The sequence below is a fragment of the Allorhizobium pseudoryzae genome (genome assembly GCF_011046245.1).
GTDB lineage: Bacteria > Pseudomonadota > Alphaproteobacteria > Rhizobiales > Rhizobiaceae > Neorhizobium > Neorhizobium pseudoryzae.
The window spans coordinates 2,337,143-2,355,054 of the sequence record NZ_CP049241.1; the positions used below are offsets into that span (position 1 = coordinate 2,337,143).

Annotated in this window: 19 protein-coding genes; 12 read left to right on the forward strand and 7 right to left on the reverse strand. The window is 62.4% G+C overall.

What is annotated here, in order from left to right; translation table 11 throughout:
* Nucleotides 1-52 precede the first annotated feature (52 nt).
* From G6N78_RS11320 to G6N78_RS11330, 3 genes are read left to right on the forward strand one after another with little or no spacing between them, the layout of a single operon-like run.
* Nucleotides 53-676, forward strand: a complete 624-nt coding sequence (locus tag G6N78_RS11320) for a DUF1285 domain-containing protein (RefSeq protein WP_165218434.1) — start codon at nucleotides 53-55, stop codon at nucleotides 674-676.
* The gene (locus G6N78_RS11325) at nucleotides 673-1,317 is read left to right on the forward strand and encodes a CoA pyrophosphatase (RefSeq protein WP_234905783.1); all 645 of its coding nucleotides are present in this window, start codon (nucleotides 673-675) and stop codon (nucleotides 1,315-1,317) included. Before G6N78_RS11320 ends, G6N78_RS11325 begins: the two co-directional genes overlap by 4 nt.
* Nucleotides 1,314-2,576 (forward strand): CCA tRNA nucleotidyltransferase, encoded by a 1,263-nt coding sequence (locus G6N78_RS11330; protein ID WP_165218436.1) that lies wholly within the window; start codon nucleotides 1,314-1,316, stop codon nucleotides 2,574-2,576. The genes G6N78_RS11325 and G6N78_RS11330 overlap by 4 nt, the downstream gene beginning before the upstream one ends.
* A 58-nt stretch (nucleotides 2,577-2,634) precedes the next feature.
* Here the strand turns inward: G6N78_RS11330 and G6N78_RS11335 are convergent, their stop codons facing one another.
* The 3 genes from G6N78_RS11335 to hemF all read right to left on the reverse strand — a co-directional run bounded on the left by G6N78_RS11335 (nucleotide 2,635) and on the right by hemF (nucleotide 4,235).
* Nucleotides 2,635-2,829: a DUF1059 domain-containing protein gene (locus tag G6N78_RS11335; RefSeq protein ID WP_165218437.1), complete on the reverse strand. Its 195-nt coding sequence runs from the start codon at nucleotides 2,827-2,829 to the stop codon at nucleotides 2,635-2,637.
* Nucleotides 2,830-2,936: 107 nt separating this feature from the next.
* Entirely contained in the window at nucleotides 2,937-3,155 is a 219-nt protein-coding gene (locus tag G6N78_RS11340) for a hypothetical protein (RefSeq protein ID WP_165218439.1), read from the reverse strand.
* Nucleotides 3,156-3,326: 171 nt separating this feature from the next.
* Nucleotides 3,327-4,235, reverse strand: coding sequence for an oxygen-dependent coproporphyrinogen oxidase (gene hemF, locus G6N78_RS11345; RefSeq protein ID WP_165218440.1), 909 nt, complete (start codon nucleotides 4,233-4,235; stop codon nucleotides 3,327-3,329).
* Between the two features lie 163 nt (nucleotides 4,236-4,398).
* On the opposite strand from hemF, the gene G6N78_RS11350 reads away from it, so the two are divergent.
* Together G6N78_RS11350 and G6N78_RS11355 are read left to right on the forward strand one after the other, a co-directional pair.
* On the forward strand, nucleotides 4,399-4,656 hold the full coding sequence (locus G6N78_RS11350) for a hypothetical protein (protein ID WP_165218442.1): 258 nt from the start codon (nucleotides 4,399-4,401) through the stop codon (nucleotides 4,654-4,656).
* A gap of 162 nt (nucleotides 4,657-4,818) precedes the next feature.
* Complete coding sequence (locus G6N78_RS11355; protein WP_165218443.1) at nucleotides 4,819-5,778, forward strand: flagellin N-terminal helical domain-containing protein; 960 nt, start codon at nucleotides 4,819-4,821, stop codon at nucleotides 5,776-5,778.
* 187 nt (nucleotides 5,779-5,965) lie between these two features.
* Here G6N78_RS11355 and G6N78_RS11360 read toward each other — a convergent pair whose 3' ends face one another.
* Together G6N78_RS11360 and G6N78_RS11365 are read right to left on the reverse strand one after the other, a co-directional pair.
* Complete coding sequence (locus tag G6N78_RS11360; RefSeq protein WP_165218445.1) at nucleotides 5,966-7,240, reverse strand: hypothetical protein; 1,275 nt, start codon at nucleotides 7,238-7,240, stop codon at nucleotides 5,966-5,968.
* Nucleotides 7,241-7,340: 100 nt separating this feature from the next.
* Complete coding sequence (locus tag G6N78_RS11365; protein WP_165218446.1) at nucleotides 7,341-7,802, reverse strand: tRNA (cytidine(34)-2'-O)-methyltransferase; 462 nt, start codon at nucleotides 7,800-7,802, stop codon at nucleotides 7,341-7,343.
* A gap of 384 nt (nucleotides 7,803-8,186) precedes the next feature.
* On the opposite strand from G6N78_RS11365, the gene G6N78_RS11370 reads away from it, so the two are divergent.
* The 6 genes from G6N78_RS11370 to G6N78_RS11395 all read left to right on the forward strand — a co-directional run bounded on the left by G6N78_RS11370 (nucleotide 8,187) and on the right by G6N78_RS11395 (nucleotide 16,424).
* Nucleotides 8,187-10,043 (forward strand): ABC transporter ATP-binding protein, encoded by a 1,857-nt coding sequence (locus G6N78_RS11370; RefSeq protein WP_165218448.1) that lies wholly within the window; start codon nucleotides 8,187-8,189, stop codon nucleotides 10,041-10,043.
* A 115-nt stretch (nucleotides 10,044-10,158) separates the two neighbouring features.
* Nucleotides 10,159-11,265: a diguanylate cyclase domain-containing protein gene (locus G6N78_RS11375; RefSeq protein ID WP_165218454.1), complete on the forward strand. Its 1,107-nt coding sequence runs from the start codon at nucleotides 10,159-10,161 to the stop codon at nucleotides 11,263-11,265.
* 98 nt (nucleotides 11,266-11,363) lie between these two features.
* On the forward strand, nucleotides 11,364-13,226 hold the full coding sequence (locus tag G6N78_RS11380; RefSeq protein ID WP_165218455.1) for an ABC transporter ATP-binding protein: 1,863 nt from the start codon (nucleotides 11,364-11,366) through the stop codon (nucleotides 13,224-13,226).
* Between the two features lie 448 nt (nucleotides 13,227-13,674).
* Nucleotides 13,675-14,253, forward strand: a complete 579-nt coding sequence (gene petA, locus G6N78_RS11385; protein WP_165218457.1) for a ubiquinol-cytochrome c reductase iron-sulfur subunit — start codon at nucleotides 13,675-13,677, stop codon at nucleotides 14,251-14,253.
* 12 nt (nucleotides 14,254-14,265) lie between these two features.
* Nucleotides 14,266-15,537: a cytochrome b gene (locus G6N78_RS11390; protein WP_165218458.1), complete on the forward strand. Its 1,272-nt coding sequence runs from the start codon at nucleotides 14,266-14,268 to the stop codon at nucleotides 15,535-15,537.
* A gap of 26 nt (nucleotides 15,538-15,563) precedes the next feature.
* Nucleotides 15,564-16,424: a cytochrome c1 gene (locus G6N78_RS11395; protein ID WP_165218460.1), complete on the forward strand. Its 861-nt coding sequence runs from the start codon at nucleotides 15,564-15,566 to the stop codon at nucleotides 16,422-16,424.
* A gap of 49 nt (nucleotides 16,425-16,473) precedes the next feature.
* Here the strand turns inward: G6N78_RS11395 and G6N78_RS11400 are convergent, their stop codons facing one another.
* On the reverse strand, nucleotides 16,474-16,806 hold the full coding sequence (locus G6N78_RS11400; protein WP_165218461.1) for a type II toxin-antitoxin system PemK/MazF family toxin: 333 nt from the start codon (nucleotides 16,804-16,806) through the stop codon (nucleotides 16,474-16,476).
* On the reverse strand, nucleotides 16,796-17,146 hold the full coding sequence (locus G6N78_RS11405) for a hypothetical protein (RefSeq protein ID WP_165218463.1): 351 nt from the start codon (nucleotides 17,144-17,146) through the stop codon (nucleotides 16,796-16,798). The genes G6N78_RS11400 and G6N78_RS11405 overlap by 11 nt, the downstream gene beginning before the upstream one ends.
* A gap of 144 nt (nucleotides 17,147-17,290) precedes the next feature.
* Between G6N78_RS11405 and G6N78_RS11410 the strand changes: the two genes are divergently transcribed.
* On the forward strand, nucleotides 17,291-17,833 hold the full coding sequence (locus tag G6N78_RS11410) for an adenine phosphoribosyltransferase (RefSeq protein WP_165218464.1): 543 nt from the start codon (nucleotides 17,291-17,293) through the stop codon (nucleotides 17,831-17,833).
* The last annotated feature ends 79 nt before the right edge of the window (nucleotides 17,834-17,912 follow it).

Sequence of the window (17,912 nt, forward strand, 5' to 3'; positions counted from 1 at the left end):
AATGACTATCTCGTGAGAGAGATGCGCATACACGGCAACCATGAATGAAATTATGGCAGGCGAAACGATAAACACCGCGACCGATGCTGCAGGCCGTGCTGCGATGATTGCCCGTGCCGCCGAGCAGACGGGCGAGGGCAAGCGCGGCTTACCCCCCGTAGAGCGCTGGAATCCGCCGTTTTGCGGCGATCTGGACATGGAAATCCGCGCCGACGGCACCTGGTTCTATCTCGGAACGCCGATTGGCAGGCCGGCTCTGGTGCGGCTGTTTTCCACGGTTTTGCGCAAGGATGAGGACGGCAAGACCTATCTCGTCACGCCTGTGGAAAAAGTCGGAATTCGCGTCGAGGATGCGCCCTTCCTCGCCGTTGAAATGTCCGTGACCCATAGTGAGGAGGGTCCGGTGATCACCTTCCGCACCAATCTCGGCGATGTGATCGAGGCTGGCCACGAGCATCCGCTGCGCTTCGAGATCGTTGGCGAGGAGCGTCGGTTGAAGCCCTACCTGCATGTCCGCGGACGCCTCGAAGCGCTCGTGTCGCGTGCCGTCATGTATAATCTGGTGGAGCTCGGCGAGGAGATCGAGGTGGATGGGGTGATGATGTTCGCCATCCGCTCCGGCGGCGCGGTGTTTCCCGTGATGCCGGCGGACGAACTGGATGCGGCTTCCCGATGAGTGACGTGCTGATGCCGCCGACGTTTACGGCCGAGGATTTTCGCCGTCGTGCCCTTAACCAGACGGGCGCTTCGCTGGCCGAGGCGGTGCATGATCATGGCGATCATCTCCTCAATCCGGGCATCGTCCGGCATGTCGAGGGGATGGTGCTGAAAAATGCCGCCGTGCTCGTGCCGGTCGTCGATGACGAGGATGGCGCGAAGATCATCCTCACCCAGCGCACCACCGGTCTTCGCAAGCATTCAGGCCAGATCGCCTTTCCGGGCGGTGCCATCGACCCGGAGGATGGCGGGCCGGAAACCGCGGCACTGCGCGAAGCGGAGGAGGAGATCGGCCTCGACCGACGTTTTGTCGAACCGGTCGGCCGGCTGCCGGATTATTTCGCCGCAAGCGGTTTTCGCATCACGCCGGTGCTCGCCGTCGTCCAGCGCGGCTTTAATCTGACGCTCAACCCCACCGAGGTGGAACACGCCTTCGAGGTGCCGCTCTCCTTCCTGATGGACCCGGCCAATCACAGCCAGGGCAGCCGGGAGTGGCAGGGCGCGATCCGTCATTTCTACGTGATGGCCTATCGCGACTGGCATATCTGGGGCATTACCGCCGGAATCCTGAGAACGCTTTACGAAAGGCTATACCGATGACGAGCCTCGCCGGTCAGACCTGGCTCACCGATCCCGCCGTGCAGGCGGTGTTTTCGCTTCTGAACGCCGATGGCGGGGAGGGGCGGATCGTCGGCGGCGCCGTCCGCAATGCGCTAATGGGATTGCCGATTTCGGATGCCGATTTCGCCACCACCCATCTGCCGGACGTGGTGATGGCGCGGGCGAAACAAGCCGGCATCAAGGCGGTGCCGACCGGCATCGACCACGGCACCGTGACGCTTGTCATTGATGGCCGCGGCTTCGAGGTGACGACACTGCGCCGCGATGTGGCAACTGATGGACGCCATGCGACAGTGGCCTTCGGCACCGACTGGCAGGCGGATGCCGAGCGGCGGGATTTCACCATGAATGCGCTCTACGTGACGGCGGACGGCGTGGTGATCGATCTGGTCGGCGGCCTGAAAGATATCGAGAGCCGCACGATCCGCTTCATCGGCGACGCTTCGGCCCGAATTGCCGAGGATTACCTGCGCGTTCTGCGCTTCTTCCGCTTCTTTGCCTATTACGGCTCTGGACGACCGGATGCGGATGGACTGCGCGCTTCGGCCAAGGCGAAGGATCGGCTCGACCATCTGTCGGCGGAGCGCGTCTGGGCCGAAATGCGCAAGCTGTTTTCCGCGCCCGATCCGGCGCGTGCGCTGTTGTGGATGCGCACATCCGGCGTGCTCACCGCCATCCTGCCGGAAACGGAAAAATGGGGCATCGACGCCATCCACGGGCTGGTGGCGACCGAACAGGCGCTCTCCTGGACACCGGACCCGCTTCTGCGGCTCGCAGCCATCATTCCGCCCGATGCGGAGCGGGTGGGGGCGCTGGCGAAGCGTCTGAGGATGTCGAATGCTGAGGGTGAACGGCTGCTGGAATGGGCCAAGGCGCCGCCGGTGACGGCGGATCTGGCGGAAACCGCTCTCGACCGTCTGCTCTACCGGCATCAAAAACCCGCTCTGGTGGCAAGGCTGAAACTCGCACTCGCCGCAGCCAGGGCAAGTGCCGTCACGAACGATCAGGACATGCTGAAGGCGGCGAAGCTCTCCACGCTGCTGTCGCGTGCCGAACGGTTTGAGAAGCCGGTCTTTCCGCTCGGCGGCAGCGATGTCATGCAAGCCGGGGTGCCTGCCGGTCCGCGCGTGGGGGAACTGCTGCGGGAGCTTGAAACCCTTTGGGTGGACCGCAATTTTACCCTTGACCGGGCAGCGCTTGCCGCCCGGTTGCAGAAGATGATCGAAGATCGGGGCTGACCGACAGGCAACCGGATCGGCGCCGCTCTCAGGGCGATCTCCGGCAATTGTGTTCGGTTCAGACCGTCGCCTTGGCCGGATCGTCGGTTCGGATCCGCTCCTTGATGTTGTCGATCATGTTCTCGCGGATAAAGGTTTCGCCGTGCACGGAGCGCATATGCTCGACCGCTCGGCGCACCACTTCCGCATCCTCATCCGCCCGGGTGTGCCAATCACAACCCGGAACCAGGGTTCCACATTCGAAACGTCGCATAGGAAGCCTCCATCCGTTGATGATGGGCGGCCGCTTCCTCCAAGCGGTTGCGCCCTTGGCACAACGGACGAGAGCTGGCTGTGTTCCGTTCGGCAGTCGTCGAAGGTCTATTCCGACAGAGCCCAGGCGTGAAAGACGGAGGGATGCGCCTGTCCGCTGCGCGCCGCGATACTTCCGTCGTCATTCGCCGCCGCCGATCGGGTGCGGGCCTCACCGGCCAGTTGCCGACGCACCTGCTCGACATAAAACGAATGCGGCAGATCGGAATCGCTGCGAGCACGAAGCTCCGCGGCCATCCGGTCGATCATTTCGGGGGTTTCAATCAAACGCGCCTTGTCAGGACCAGTCGATCCTGGCGCAGGGGGTACTGGCACGCTCCTTGATGTAACCATGACATCCTCCTCCGGTGCAGTCGTTCGAAAACTACCACCGCAGCCTTGATTCGGATATGTCAAATGTCAAATCAACAGAGTGTCACATTTTCGCAGGGTGATGCATCACGGCCACCGCACCAGTGGCGGCAGGGACGACAGGATCGACTCCACATTGCCGCCGGTCTTCAGGCCAAAAATCGTGCCGCGGTCGTACAACAGGTTGAACTCCACGTAACGTCCGCGCCGCATCAGCTGCTCGTCCCGGTCCGCTTCGGTCACGGGTGTTTCGAGATTGGCACGGACGATCTGCGGGTAGACGGCGTGGAAGGCGCGACCGACATCCTGCACGAAGGCGAAGTTGGCATCCCAGCCGCCCTTGTCCGCCTCCGGGTACAGCCAGTCGAAAAAGATGCCGCCGATACCGCGCGCCTCGTTGCGGTGCGGCAGGAAGAAATACTCGTCGCACCAGGCCTTGTAGCGGTCGTAATCGGCAACGGTCTCGTGCCGCCGACAGACTTGCTCCATCGCCGCATGGAAGGCTTTGCTGTCGTTGTCCTCCTGCGTCCGGCGCCGGTTCAACATCGGCGTCAAGTCCGCGCCGCCGCCAAACCAGAGGCCGGTGGTCGCCACCATGCGTGTGTTCATGTGCACGGTCGGAACGCTGGGGTTGACCGGATGGGCGATCAAAGAGATGCCCGAGGCCCAGAAGCGCGGGTCTTCGGCAGCGCCCGGCATCTGCTTGCGAAACTCCGCGGAAAACTCGCCGTGGACGGTGGAGGTGTGCACGCCGACCTTTTCGAAGACGCGGCCTTCCATCATCGACATCACGCCGCCGCCGCCCTTGCCATCCTCGCGCAGCCAGGGCTTTCGGGTGAAACGACCGGCGGGCCGCTCGGATCCGGAGAACGCATCCTCCAGCGCCTCGAAGGTGGCGCAGATCTCGTCGCGCAAGGTCTCGAACCAAGCGCGTGCCGCGGCCTTCTTCTCCTCGATATCATGCGGCAGGCCAACGGGGATCTGCGGTCTTTCCATGGGCTTCCCATCCTCTGACATCCGAAGGCTGCGGCTGCAGCGGTTTACTCCCATGGGCTTTAACCAAGGCTTTGCGCCGGTGCAACCGGGCAGGTTGGCACAGCCGATTCGACTCGTGCGCCTGCTTGTGCAACACTGGGGGACATCCGCAGAGGTAGAACGCATGGCAAAGTTCTCACCGCCGCCGCTTGCCGGGCTGAAGCGCAGGATCGATCGCCACCGCCAGGAAAAGGCCGGTGATGCGCAGGGGCTGTTCGTCCGGCAAACCTATACGCTGTCACGCGAAGATGCGCGCCAGAAGGCCCGCGAATGGTTCGATGCCTTTCCCAAGGCCGCCTATTGGACGGAAGTGGAAAGCTGGCGCCAGCTGGACGGTGACCAGATCGAATTCACCATGCGGCGGCTGCCGACCGCGGATTGATGGCGGGCGCGCATCCTGCCGCCTGGCCGAAGCGATCCTTCAAATCCACGCCTTTGCTAAAATTCTAAAGTTTCGAGAAATCGAACTGCAAAACCTCCCCGCTAAAGCTGTTGGTGAAGACGGAGATTACTCCCGTTTTCGGACAGGCGCACAGGGGGGCAGATGTCAACAACCTCAGTCAATTCGACAGCAGCTTCGGCGCTTGCCCTGCTTGGCGGGACGACGCGGGCACTGAGCGAAAACACGACGCGCGTCGCGTCGGGACGTGAGGTCCAGTCGGCATCCGACAATGCGGCGTACTGGTCGATCGCGACGACGATGAAGTCGACCAATCTGTCGCTGTCGAGCGCCGAAGATGCGCAGGCCTTTTCTGCCGCGATTGCCGATACGGCGGCTCTCGGCATGGCTGAGGCGGGCGACATCATGTCGGAGATCCAGTCGAAGCTCATTCTCGCGAAGACGCCGGGCATCGACAAGGATGCGCTGAATTCCGAGATCTCGCAGCTGAAGGAGCAGCTGGGCACGGTGATCGATTCCAGTTCGTTCAACGGGCAGAACTGGCTGAAGACGTCGGCGACGAAGAACCCCAAGATGGAGAGCATGGTCGGCTCCGTCACCAGCAATGCGCGGGGCGACGTCTCGGTCAATGTCATCAACTTTGACCGTGCCACGTCGAACCTCGTTGCGGAAGGCGATGCGAGCGACGGCCTTTTGACGCGCTCCTATTCCGGTATCACCAGATCCGGGGCCGCGTATGATTATTACCTTCTCGATGCCGGCTCGACGACGCCTGCCGGCGGTTCGGCGCGGGAGATCGGCCTGTCGAGTTCGACGACGGATGACGAGATCGACGGCATGATCTCCGCCATGAACAGCATGATGAAGGGCATGACCGACGGCGCTGCCACCATCGGCGCGACGAGCAAGCGGATCGACAGCAATGCCGATTTTCTTGCCACCCTTCAGGACGTCACCGAAATCGGCATCGGCTCCATGGTCGATGCCAATCTTGAGGAAGAGGCCGCGCGCCGTGCATCGCTTGTGGTGCAGCAGCAGTTGCAGACCTTTGGCCTCAACATCACCAATGCATCCATGGCGGGAGGACTGAAGATCTTCGCCTGATGCCAGGATTTTGCTTTGGCGGGTGAGAGAGGGAAGGCTTTCTAGTCCCTTGTCGTCTCTTCCTCTCTCCCGCCAGACCCGAAAATGCCGGTGGGGAAACCCGCCGGCATTTTCACGTTCATGCCTATTCCATGGAGCCGGCGACCGGCCGGTCGAGCGTCTGTTCAGGCGCCTGTTCGGCGCTTCTCTAACGCTTGCGGCTTCGTGATGCGCGTCTGGCGGTTGCCGGCTTGTCCGCGGGTGGCGGTGGCGGCACCGGTTCGATGGCGATCGCGGCGGCCCCGTCGATGGTGGCCATCGGCTGTGCCTCTTGCAGGATGGCGTTCTGCGGGACCGGCTGCGGGACTGGCACTGAGGCCTGATCGACGACGGGCGAGGCAAGCACCGGCGCCGGCAGCGGCGGCTCGGCAACGACGAGCGGCAGGTTCGCCGCCTTGGCGACGGGAGACGGGATCGGGCCGGCTGTTGTGGTCAACTCCGGCTCTGCCGGCAGCGGTTCGTTCGTGTTGCTGGCCGTGCGGTTGATCGCGCGTGCCATGATCTTCTGCACCACCTCGGTCACCGGCAGGTGATTGGGCAGATCCGTATTCGTGTGATGCAGCGCGTTCGGCACGATCTCGTCGGTCTCGAGGAAGCGGCGGGAATTCAATTCACCGAACCAGTCCCATTCGCCCATCACGTCGATCACCGACTTGAACATCGGCGGCATGGCGATGCGGGCGCTGAGGGTGATGAGGGTGGCGCGGGCGGCCAGTTTCTCGGCCTGCGTGTGCTCGTCCTTGACCAGGCTGTAGAGCGCTTCGGAAATGATCAGGTTGCCCTTGGAATGGCCGACGAGCAACGAGAAGGCGAGGCGCGGATCGTTGAGCAAAGCGCGCACCGTCTGCGTGTCGAGGCTGCGCTCCTGCAGGCGCTCGGCCGAAAGACGGGTGGCCGCGCCGAATTGCGGGCGCCCGAAGAGTTCGTCCAGCACCTCGAAGGAGTGGCGAACGCTGTTTAGGGTTCCGAAGAAGAAATACCCGCCCAGCGCTTCCGTCACGACATCGGCGAGGCCGTAACCGGAAATGACCGCCGCGACCGGTTTGCCGATCGCATCGGCGACGTTGCGGGCCAGCGCTGCGGAACCGAGCGCCGAACTGCCAACACCGGCCACCACCAGCGTATCGATCATGCGTCCGCCGCCGATGACGAAGTCATCGATCGTGTCGCAGAGCGTGAGAGGGGAGCCGCCGGTGGGCGGCACGATGAGGATCGCCCCTTCGGCGGCGAGACAACCGCTGATATAGAAGACCTCGTCCGCCGTGATGGTCTTCACGTCGTAGAACATCGCGTCGAGCGAGGTGTTGCGGCGACGCAGTCCCTCCAGCGTCAGATTGCGCACGGGGGAGTGCTGAATCCGTTCGGGAAGGCTTAAAGTGCGGGCAAACTGGGTGACGCTGTGCGTGAATGCTGTGGGGAACATGATCCGTCTCTCTTAAGGCTGGGAGTGTTCATGGCATGCATTCGTGTGAGCATCTTCGCATAAAGATCAGGGTCTGCCAACGCCACTTCAGGCTGTATCGTCAGACCCAGGCAATTTGCCGCATGGCCTCGCCGGCCATCATCGCTGCCGACATGGCCACGTTGATGGACCTTTGCCCCTCGACCATCGGAATGATGAGGCGGGCATCGGCGAGTTCATGGACGTGATCCGGCACGCCGGCGCTCTCGCGCCCGAACATCAGGATGTCATTGGGCGCAAAGCGGAAACCGGTATAGGGCGTGGCGGCCTTGGTGGAGGCGAGAACGAGGCGACGGCTTTCCTGCCGGCGCCAGGCGTCAAAGCTTTCAAAGTTGACGTGACGCGTTATCGCAACGCTGGCGAGATAGTCCATGCCGGCGCGGCGCAGGTTCTTGTCCGACAGCACGAAGCCGGCGGGCTCGATGATATCGACCTTGAGGCCGAGACAGGCGGCGAGCCTGAGGATCGTGCCGGTATTGCCCGGAATATCAGGTTGATAGAGAGCGATACGCAACTGGTTCATCAGGTTCTCCGGCGGGTTCCGACAGCATGTCCCGCCGCTATCTCATCCACAGGCGGTGTGATGCAACCGTCACATATCGGTCCGGTCTTCAAAGGCGATGAGATTGGCCCTTTTCACGGACGGTTGTTGCTGCTAATGCGTGATCATCTTCAACGCCCGCACAAGGAGGCAGACATGGACATGACCGTGATGACGCGCCTCCGCCGCCCAGCCTGGTTGCTGTTGGCCTGAGGCGTTCGCGGTTTCCGCATATCTCCCGCAAAAATTATCTTTCGTGGCCGGCACTCGGCCTCGTACTGTGAATTTCCTCCCGTTGACGACCATGTCTTTTGGCGCGCTTGCGCAAGGGTCGGTTGCGACGGTCTTTGATGACGGAGCATTCTGATGTTTGCCTGGTTTGAACAGCGCGTGAACCCCTATCCGACAGACGCGCCGCAACTGCCGCCCAAGGGCCTGTTTGCCTTCTGCTGGTATTATACGAAACCGGTCTGGCCCTGGCTGGTGGTGCTCGGCTTCTGCTCGATGGGCATCGCCGTGATCGAGGTGTTTCTCTACCAGTTTCTCGGCAATATCGTCGATTGGCTGAGCAGTGCCAACCGCGAAACTTTCTTGGCAGACGAGGGCTGGCGGCTGGCCGGCATGGCGGCGCTTTTGCTGATCGGCCTGCCGTTCATCGGTTTCTTCCATACGCTGACCATGCATCAGGTGCTGGCCGGCAGCTTTCCGATGATTGCCCGCTGGCAGATGCACCGTTTCCTGCTGCGCCATTCGATGACCTTCTTTGCCAACGAGTTTGCCGGGCGGGTCTCGACCAAGGTCATGCAGACGGCGCTTGCGGTGCGCGATGTGGCGATGAAGATCATCGATGTCTTCGTCTATGCCATCAGCTTCTTCGTCTCGATGCTGGCGCTCGTCGCCGCCGTCGATTGGCGGCTCGGCATTCCGCTGCTCGTCTGGCTGATCTTCTACATCCTCATTCTGCGGCACTTCATCCCGAAGCTGAGGAAGCTTTCGAGTGCGCAGGCGGATGCCCGTTCGATGATGACGGGCCGGATCGTCGACAGCTACACGAACATTGCGACGGTGAAGCTCTTCTCGCATGCCGGACGCGAAGAGACCTATGCCAGGGAGGGCATGGACGAGTTTCTGGGTACCGTGCATGGCCAGATGCGGCAGATCTCGCTCCTCAACATCGCGGTCGATATCAACAACGTGCTCGTGCAGTTCTCGGTGGCGGCGCTCGGCATCTGGTTCTGGCTGGGCGGCGATGTCAGCATCGGTGCGCTGGCGGTCGCGATCGGGCTTTCGATGCGCGTCAACGGCATGTCCAACTGGATCATGTGGGAAGTGGCGGCGCTGTTCGAAAGCATCGGCACGGTCTACGACGGCATGGGCATGATGACGAAGCCGCACGACATCCTGGACAAGCCGCAGGCGACACCGCTTGCCGCCCCGCGTGGCGAGATCGTCTACGAGGATGTCCGCTTCCACTACGGCAAGCAGAAAGGCGTCATCGAGGACTTCTCGCTCACCATCAAGGCGGGCGAGAAGGTCGGGCTCGTCGGTCGCTCCGGTGCCGGCAAGACGACGCTGATGAACCTGCTCCTGCGGTTCTACGATGTCGAGAAGGGCCGCATCCTGATCGACGGCCAAGACATCGCCCAGGTTTCGCAGGACAGCCTGCGGGCGCTGGTCGGTGTGGTGACGCAGGATACCTCTCTGCTGCACCGCTCGATCCGCGACAACATTTCCTATGGCCGTCCCGAGGCCTCCGATGAGGAGGTGATCGAGGCCGCCAAGCGCGCCAATGCCTGGGACTTCATCCAGGGCCTGGCGGACCAGCAGGGCCGCACCGGTCTCGACGCACATGTCGGTGAGCGGGGCGTGAAACTCTCCGGCGGCCAGCGGCAGCGGATCGCGATCGCGCGTGTCTTCCTGAAGGACGCGCCGATCCTGATCCTCGACGAGGCGACCTCGGCGCTCGATTCGGAAGTGGAAGCGGCGATCCAGGAGAGCCTGTTCAAGCTGATCGAGGACAAGACGGTGATCGCGATTGCCCACCGGTTGTCGACGCTGACGCAGATGGACCGGCTGATCGTGCTCGACAAGGGGCGGATCATCGAGGAGGGGACGCATACCGAACTCGTCTCGCATGGCGGCATCTATGCGGACCTCTGGAACCGCCAATCGGGCGGTTTCCTCGCCGACCAGACCACGCAGGAGCCGGAGGCGGCGGAGTAATCCGCCGCATTCCCGGCCCTTGCGAGGGCCTTTGCTCGCATTTTAACGAAGCGTTTAAACTCTTGGATCGGTCCCCGGCCTTAAGATGGTCCGGTCACGATTCGGGAGTTTGCCTATGTCGATCACCGCGTATGGAAGCACCAATGAGGCCTCGATCGGCCGCCAGGCCTCCGTTGTCCTGACGAGGCTCGGCCTCGATCTGACGCCTGCCAACTTTCATCTCGTCTGCCTGCTGTTGAAGGGAGACAATGCGGATTTGAAGCAGAGCTTCCTGCTTCTGAAGCGTCCTGTCTCGCAGGCGGATCTCACGGATCTGGCGCAGCGTTTCCTGCCCTTCCTGTTCGAGCCGGTCCAGCAGGTGGTCGATGCGCTGGCGCTCGCCCCGGTGCTGCCGAAGGTGGAAACCTCGCTCAAAGACATGCAGGTCTCGCTGCAGGACTTCGAGGCGCAGCTTGCCAAGGCGCAGGCGGTGTTTGCCGCGGCGCCGGAACCGGCCGCCGCGCCGCTCGCGCATATGGTCCATCTGCTGAAACAGTCTGCCGGCGAGCAGGTCAACGTGGTGGCCGATCTGCAGGCCTCGGTGGCGCAATGGCTGGCGGAGGTTGCGCCCGTGGCGCCGCAGGATGATGCGTCGCAGGTGGCTGCCGGTCCGCAACCGGCTCCTTCGATGCCGGACAGCATCATCAGCCACGGACTGGGCGAACGGGCCACCATGATGGGCCGTCTTCAGGCGCTGCATTCGGGCGAGCAGCATCTGGATGGCTACAGTCTGATGTTGTGTCGCGTCAGCGGTTTCGATGCCTATCGCGGCCCGGTGATGGCCAAGGCCCGCGACTATCTGCTCGACACGATCGGCCAGCAGACGGGTCGCCTGATCGGCAAGGATGACAGTGCCTGCTGGATGTCTGCGGATGAACTGGGGCTGCTGCTGAATTCCAACACCGAAATCCATCTCACCGATGTCAGCAACCGGTTGCGGCATGTGGTGGACGGCGCACTCGGCCACGCACGGCGCACGGTCAAGGATCTGCCATCGCTCAATTGCCGCTTCGGCTGCGCCACGGCCTATGGCACGGCGTCTCCCGCCCAGCTTTACGGCAGCGCGCGGCTGGCGCTGCAACGGGCGGAACTGACGGAGGACGAGACGCTGGTGATCAACGCCGTCTCGCCGCCCGTGGGCAACCGCCGCTACCACGCGATCTATGGCCGCTATTACCAGTAGCGGTCCCACCGATGCGAAGACAGCATGGCGTTTGAAGATTGCCAAGTTTTAAGGTGGGTCCTTCTTGTTGCATCCGCGAAAGAGCCTATACCCATCTTATGATCGACGCCCTGTTCCGCTTCTTCGAAAACCGCATCCAACCCTTTGCGCCGCGCGCTGATCTGAGGCCGCCCAAGGGCACGATCGCCTTCATCTGGTTCTATGTGCGCCAGGCGAAATTCCCTTTCTTCGCCATGCTGGTTCTGGGCGGCATGACGGCGGCGATCGAGGCGGCGCTGTTCTGGTTCGTCGGGCGGCTGGTCGATATCCTGGCGAGCGTCAACAAGGCGGAGGGCTGGAGCGGTCTTCTGGCTGCGCACGGGTGGGAACTCGCTGGCATGCTGGTGCTGATCGGCCTCGTGCGCTTCCTGGTGACCATGGCGACCGCGGTCGTCGACCAGCAGATCATCACGCCGGGCTTTTACAATCTCGTCCGCTGGCAGTCCTACCAGCACGTGGCGCGGCAAACGATCTCCTTCTTCCAGAATGATTTTGCCGGTCGCATCGTCACCAAGGTGTGGTCCGGCGGGCAGTCGGCGGGCGATCTCGTCACGTCGCTGATGGAAAGCGTCTGGTTCGTGCTGATCTATGCGGTCTCGATGCTGACGCTGATCGGCGGGCTCGACTGGCGCCTCGCGATGATCGTCGTTCTCTGGGTGGTGATCTTCTCCTTCCTTGCCCGCTATTTCGTGCCGCGCATCCGGTATCATTCGCGGGAGACGGCGGAGGCGGCCTCGATGCTGAACGGCCGCATGGTGGACAGCTACAGCAACATTCAGACGCTCCGGCTCTTTGGCCGCGACGAGGTGAACGACCGCTACATGCGGGAAGGCTTCGACACCTTCCAATCGACGACCATGATGTTCACCCGCTTCATCACCGGTGTCAGGGCCTCCATGGCGCTGCTCTCCGGCATCATGATCACCAGCATGGCGGCCCTCTGTATTCACCTCTGGCTGGATGGCCGTATCAGTTCCGGTGCCGTCGCCTTCACGCTGGCGCTCGTACTGCGCCTGAATTTCCTGCTCGGGCGGCTGATGACCCAGTTCAACGGCATCATGCGCAATTTCGGCACCGTGCAGAATGCCGCCGAACTGATTTCCCAGCCGATCGGCCTGACGGATGCCACGGACGCGCGGGATCTCGTCGTTGCGCGCCCCGAAATCCGCTTTGAGAATGTCAGCTTCCATTACGGTCGCGGCAAGGGCGTGATCGACAGCCTGAACCTCACCATCGCGCCGGGCGAAAAGGTCGGCATCGTCGGACGTTCGGGGGCGGGCAAGTCGACGCTCGTCAACCTGCTCTTGCGCTTCTACGATGTGGAGAGCGGGCGCATCCTGATCGATGGCCAGGATATCGCCAAGGTCCGCCAGGAAAGCCTCCGGGTCCAGATCGGCATGGTGACGCAGGATACCTCGCTCCTCCACCGCTCGATCCGCGACAACATCCTCTTCGGACGGCAGGATGCCACGGATGCGCAGCTTCTGGCCGCCGCACGGCGGGCCGAGGCGGATGGGTTCATCCAGGCGCTGGAAGATCAGCGCGGCCGGAAGGGTTTTGACGCGCATGTCGGCGAACGGGGGGTGAAGCTCTCCGGAGGGCAGCGCCAGCGCATCGCGATTGCCCGCGTCATGCTGAAGGATGCGCCGATCCTGGTGCTGGACGAGGCGACCTCGGCACTTGATTCGGAAGTGGAAGCGGCCATCCAGTCCAATCTGGACGAGCTCATGAAGGGCAAGACGGTGCTGGCGATCGCCCATCGCCTGTCGACGATTGCAGCCCTCGACCGGCTGATCGTGATGGACAAGGGCCGCATCATCGAACAGGGCACGCATGCGGAACTCGTCGCGTCCGGCGGGCTTTATGCCGAACTTTGGTCGCGTCAATCCGGCGGCTTTCTGGCGGTCAACGAACCCGCCTGATCATCATTCGTGAAAAAGGCATGCCCGCATCGGCGCGAATCATGGTCAACTCCGCTCATCGCGGGGCTTGGTCAGCGCGGGATGATGCCGTTGGGGCAGGTGACCCGTTTCGGGCATCTCCTGCGCGTCGACAGGGCCCATCGGTGCCGTAGGAATGCGATGATTTTGACCTGAGGCCGAATCGGCAGCCCCTGCGTGCAGTGCAACATCGCGGGTGCGCCTTGATCTGGCGCAAGGCAAATGGGGAAAATCTCTGCATATGCAGGACTTCCGAGCTTTGTTGACCCGCGACAATGTGCCCATAGGCTGTTGGGGAGGCTAGACTTATTGTTGCGCGACGCTTAAAAAATTTGCGGGAGATGAGAGGCCGGTTGCGTCCAGACCGGCTTCATGAGGGGCGAGGGGCAATGCAATACAATCACATTTCTGTGCAGAGGATGGTTTGACCGTGAGCGAGCACGACACGACGAGCGGAACCGTGGGCGAGCCCACTCGCCGCGATTTCCTTTATCTGACGACCGGCATGGCGGGTGCGGTGGGGGCCGCCGCCGTGGCCTGGCCATTCATCGACCAGATGCGGCCGGATGCCTCCACATTGGCGCTGGCCTCGATTGAGGTGAATGTCGCGAGCCTGGAGCCCGGCATGTCACTGACGGTGAAATGGCGCGGCAAGCCCGTCTTCATCCGCAACCGGACGGCAAAGGAAATCGAAGAAGCAAAGGCCGTTCAACTGGCTGAGCTGAAGGATCCGGTCGCCCGCAATGCGAATATCCCGGCAGACTCCCAGGCGACCGATCTTGATCGTTCCGCCGGCGAGGGCAAGGAGAACTGGATCGTCATGATCGGCTCCTGCACCCACCTCGGCTGCGTGCCGCTCGGCCAGTCCGGGGATTTCGGCGGATGGTTCTGTCCCTGCCATGGCTCGCATTACGATACGGCGGGCCGCATTCGCAAAGGTCCGGCGCCGCAGAATCTCGCCATCCCGACATTTACTTTTGCAAGCGATACCGTGATCCGGATCGGCTGAGGGGACTAATCAATGAGTGGGCATTCCAGTTATCAGCCTTCCACGGGCTTGGAAAAGTGGATCGACGCGCGGCTTCCCCTGCCGCGCATGATGTATGACAGCTTCGTGGCCTATCCGGTGCCGCGCAACCTTAACTACGCCTATACCTTCGGCGCCATGCTGATGGTGATGCTGGTGGTGCAGATCCTGACAGGGGTAGTGCTCGCCATGCACTACGCGGCGGATACGACCGTCGCCTTCAACTCCGTCGAAAAGATCATGCGCGACGTTAACCACGGCTGGCTGCTGCGCTACATGCATGCCAACGGCGCCTCCTTCTTCTTCATCGCCGTTTACCTGCACATTGCCCGTGGTCTCTATTACGGTTCCTACAAGGCCCCGCGTGAAATCCTCTGGATTCTCGGCGTCGTGATCTTCCTCCTGATGATGGCGACCGCCTTCATGGGCTACGTTCTGCCCTGGGGCCAGATGTCCTTCTGGGGCGCGACCGTCATCACGGGCTTCTTCTCGGCCTTTCCGCTGGTCGGCGAGTGGATCCAGCAGTTCCTGCTGGGCGGTTTTGCCGTCGATCAGCCGACGCTGAACCGCTTCTTCTCGCTGCACTACCTGCTGCCCTTCATGATCGCCGGTGTCGTCATCCTGCACGTCTGGGCGCTGCATGTGACCGGCCAGACGAACCCGACCGGCATCGAGGTGAAGACCAAGACCGATACGGTTCCGTTCACCCCTTACGCGACACTGAAGGATGCGCTCGGCCTTTCGATCTTCCTGATCGTCTATGCCTGGTTCATCTTCTACATGCCGAACTTCCTCGGCCATCCTGACAACTACATCATGGCGGACCCGCTGAAGACCCCGGCGCACATCGTTCCGGAATGGTACTTCCTGCCCTTCTACGCCATGCTGCGCGCCATCACCTTCAATGTCGGCCCGATCGATTCCAAGCTCGGCGGCGTGCTCGTGATGTTCGGTGCGATCATCGTGCTGTTCTTCCTGCCCTGGCTCGACACGTCCAAGGTGCGCTCCGCCGTCTACCGTCCGTGGTACAAGCTGTTCTTCTGGATCTTCGTGGCAAACTCCATCATGCTCGGCTGGCTCGGCGCCATGCCTGCGGAAGGCATCTATGTCATCCTGTCGCAGATGGGCACCGCCTATTACTTCGGCTTCTTCCTCGTTCTGATGCCCGTTCTGGGCCTGATCGAAACGCCGAGGCGCATCCCCAACTCGATCACGGAGGCCGTGCTTGCCAAGAATGGCAATGTCACCGCCGACATGCGCGCCTGAGCCAGAAGACGGAGAGGACCAACCAAATGAACAAGCTTGTAAAAAGCCTCCTGTCTCTGGCGCTGCTGACCGGTCTTGCGACCGGCGTGCAGGCCGCTGAAGAAGGCGCGCATGCCGAGGGCGGCACGCCGCATTACCCGATCCACAAGCCGCACAATCTGGACTGGAGCTTTGCCGGCCCCTTCGGACACTATGACAAGGGACAGCTGCAGCGCGGCCTGAAGATCTACACCGAAGTCTGTTCGGCCTGTCATTCGATGAACCTCGTCTCCTTCCGCACGCTGGAGGGGCTTGGCTATTCCGAAGCACAGGTGAAGGCTTTTGCCGCGAACTACGAAGTGCAGGACGGCCCGAATGACGACGGCGAGATGTTCACCCGCAAGGGTGTGCCGTCCGACCATTTCCCGTCGCCCTTCTCGAACGTGCAGGCGGCAGCGGCGGCCAATGGCGGAGCGGCTCCGCCCGACTTCTCGCTGATTGCCAAGGCGCGCGGGATTACCCGCGGCTTCCCGCAGTTCGTCTTCGACATTTTCACCCAGTACCAGGAAGGCGGCCCGGATTACATCTACTCGCTGCTGACCGGTTACCAGGAGCCGCCGGCTGGTGTCGAGGTCGCACCGGGGACGCATTACAACCCGTATTTCGCCGCCGCCGCTTCGCTGGCCATGGCCCCGCCGCTCTCCGACGGTCAGGTGACCTATGACGATGGTGCGCCGCAGACCCTCGACCAGTACGCCAAGGACGTGTCCGCCTTCCTGATGTGGGCCGCCGAGCCGCACCTGGAAGACCGCAAGCGCACCGGCTTCATGGTCATGGTGTTCCTGGCGATCTTCACGATCCTCATCTACCTGACGAAAAAGTCGGTCTACGCCAACAAGGAGCATTGAGCTTCCGGCGCAGGTTCGCGTATGAAAGGCGGCTTTCGGGCCGCCTTTTTCATGGCAGGATGTTTGCAAGTTCCCGCTCGCAGGCGAGCCTGTCCACGCCAGACAGCACACCCAGTCGCCGCAGAACAAGCTCGTTCGGAATCGTCGCGAGCCGCCAGCGGATGACACATGGTGTCTCGAGGCTCGCGGACTCCAGGTCGCGGATCAGGATGTTGCTCGGCCAGGCCGATTCCTTCGCGGTCGTGATCATGGCGACGATGGTGGCCTTGTTGGCCTCGTTGAAGCCAGGGCCCGACAGGATGACCACCGGGCGGCGCTTCAGCACCGGCTGTTCCGCAAAGGGGAAGGGCACGACGGCGGTGTCGTAGCGCTCACAGATCACGAAATGCCGCCTCGTCCTCGGCGCTCGCCCATTCTGGAAACAGCGACGCGATTGTAGGCTCGCGAGGGTTTTCGTCAGGGACTTCGCGGACCGTCAGCCTGTCGCCCCGCTTGGAGCCATACCATGCGCTCCAGATGTCTCGCATGGCGCCGCTTGGCTTCAGCCCGTCGGTCGGGCGTGCATCCACGCCACTTCTCATGCGTTTCCAGCGTCCGACAACACCACCGATTTCCAGGTGGATCTCCTCTTCCGCCTGTAGTGCCTTGAGGCGTTCCAACAGCGTCTTGCCTTCGATATGCTTGAACCAGATGACCTGATCCGTTAATCGGACATGCTGCATGTGCGACCTCCAAACCTGCGCCATGATAATCGAAGACGGCAGCAGGTTCCAACGAGGGCAGGCTATTGCAGATCACGGTGTCGTCGTATCGCGACGCAGGGATTAACAATCGCCGCTTATCTCCCGAACGCAGGATCCAAACCGATGACAACTGCCGATCAAACGCTGGCCGCTTCCATCCGTGCCATTCACGACTATCCGAAGCCGGGCATCATCTTCCGCGACATCACCACGCTGCTCGGCGATGCCAAGGCCTTCCGGCAGGCGGTGGACGAGTTGGTGCGGCCCTATCAGGATCTGTCCGTCGACCAGATTGCCGGTATCGAGGCGCGAGGCTTCATCCTGGGCGGCGCCATGGCGCATCAACTGTCGGCGGGCTTCGTGCCGATCCGCAAGAAGGGCAAGCTGCCGCACGCCACCGTCAGCGTGGCCTACAGCCTCGAATACGGCGTCGACGAGATGGAGATGCATGTGGATGCGGTGAAGCCCGGCGAAAAGGTCATCCTCTGCGACGACCTGATCGCCACCGGCGGAACGGCTGAAGGGGCGGTCAAGCTGCTGCGGCAGATCGGCGCCGAGGTGGTGTCCGCATGCTTCGTCATCGACCTTCCGGAGCTCGGCGGTCGCCAGAAGCTTGAGGCGCTCGGTGTCGAGGTGCGCACGCTCGTCTCCTTCGACGGGCATTGATCCGGCCCTGATCCGTCTTCTCACCCGTTGGTGCCGGGTGCTTGCCAGCCGGCAGGCCGAGGCGTAGCGTCGGCTCTGG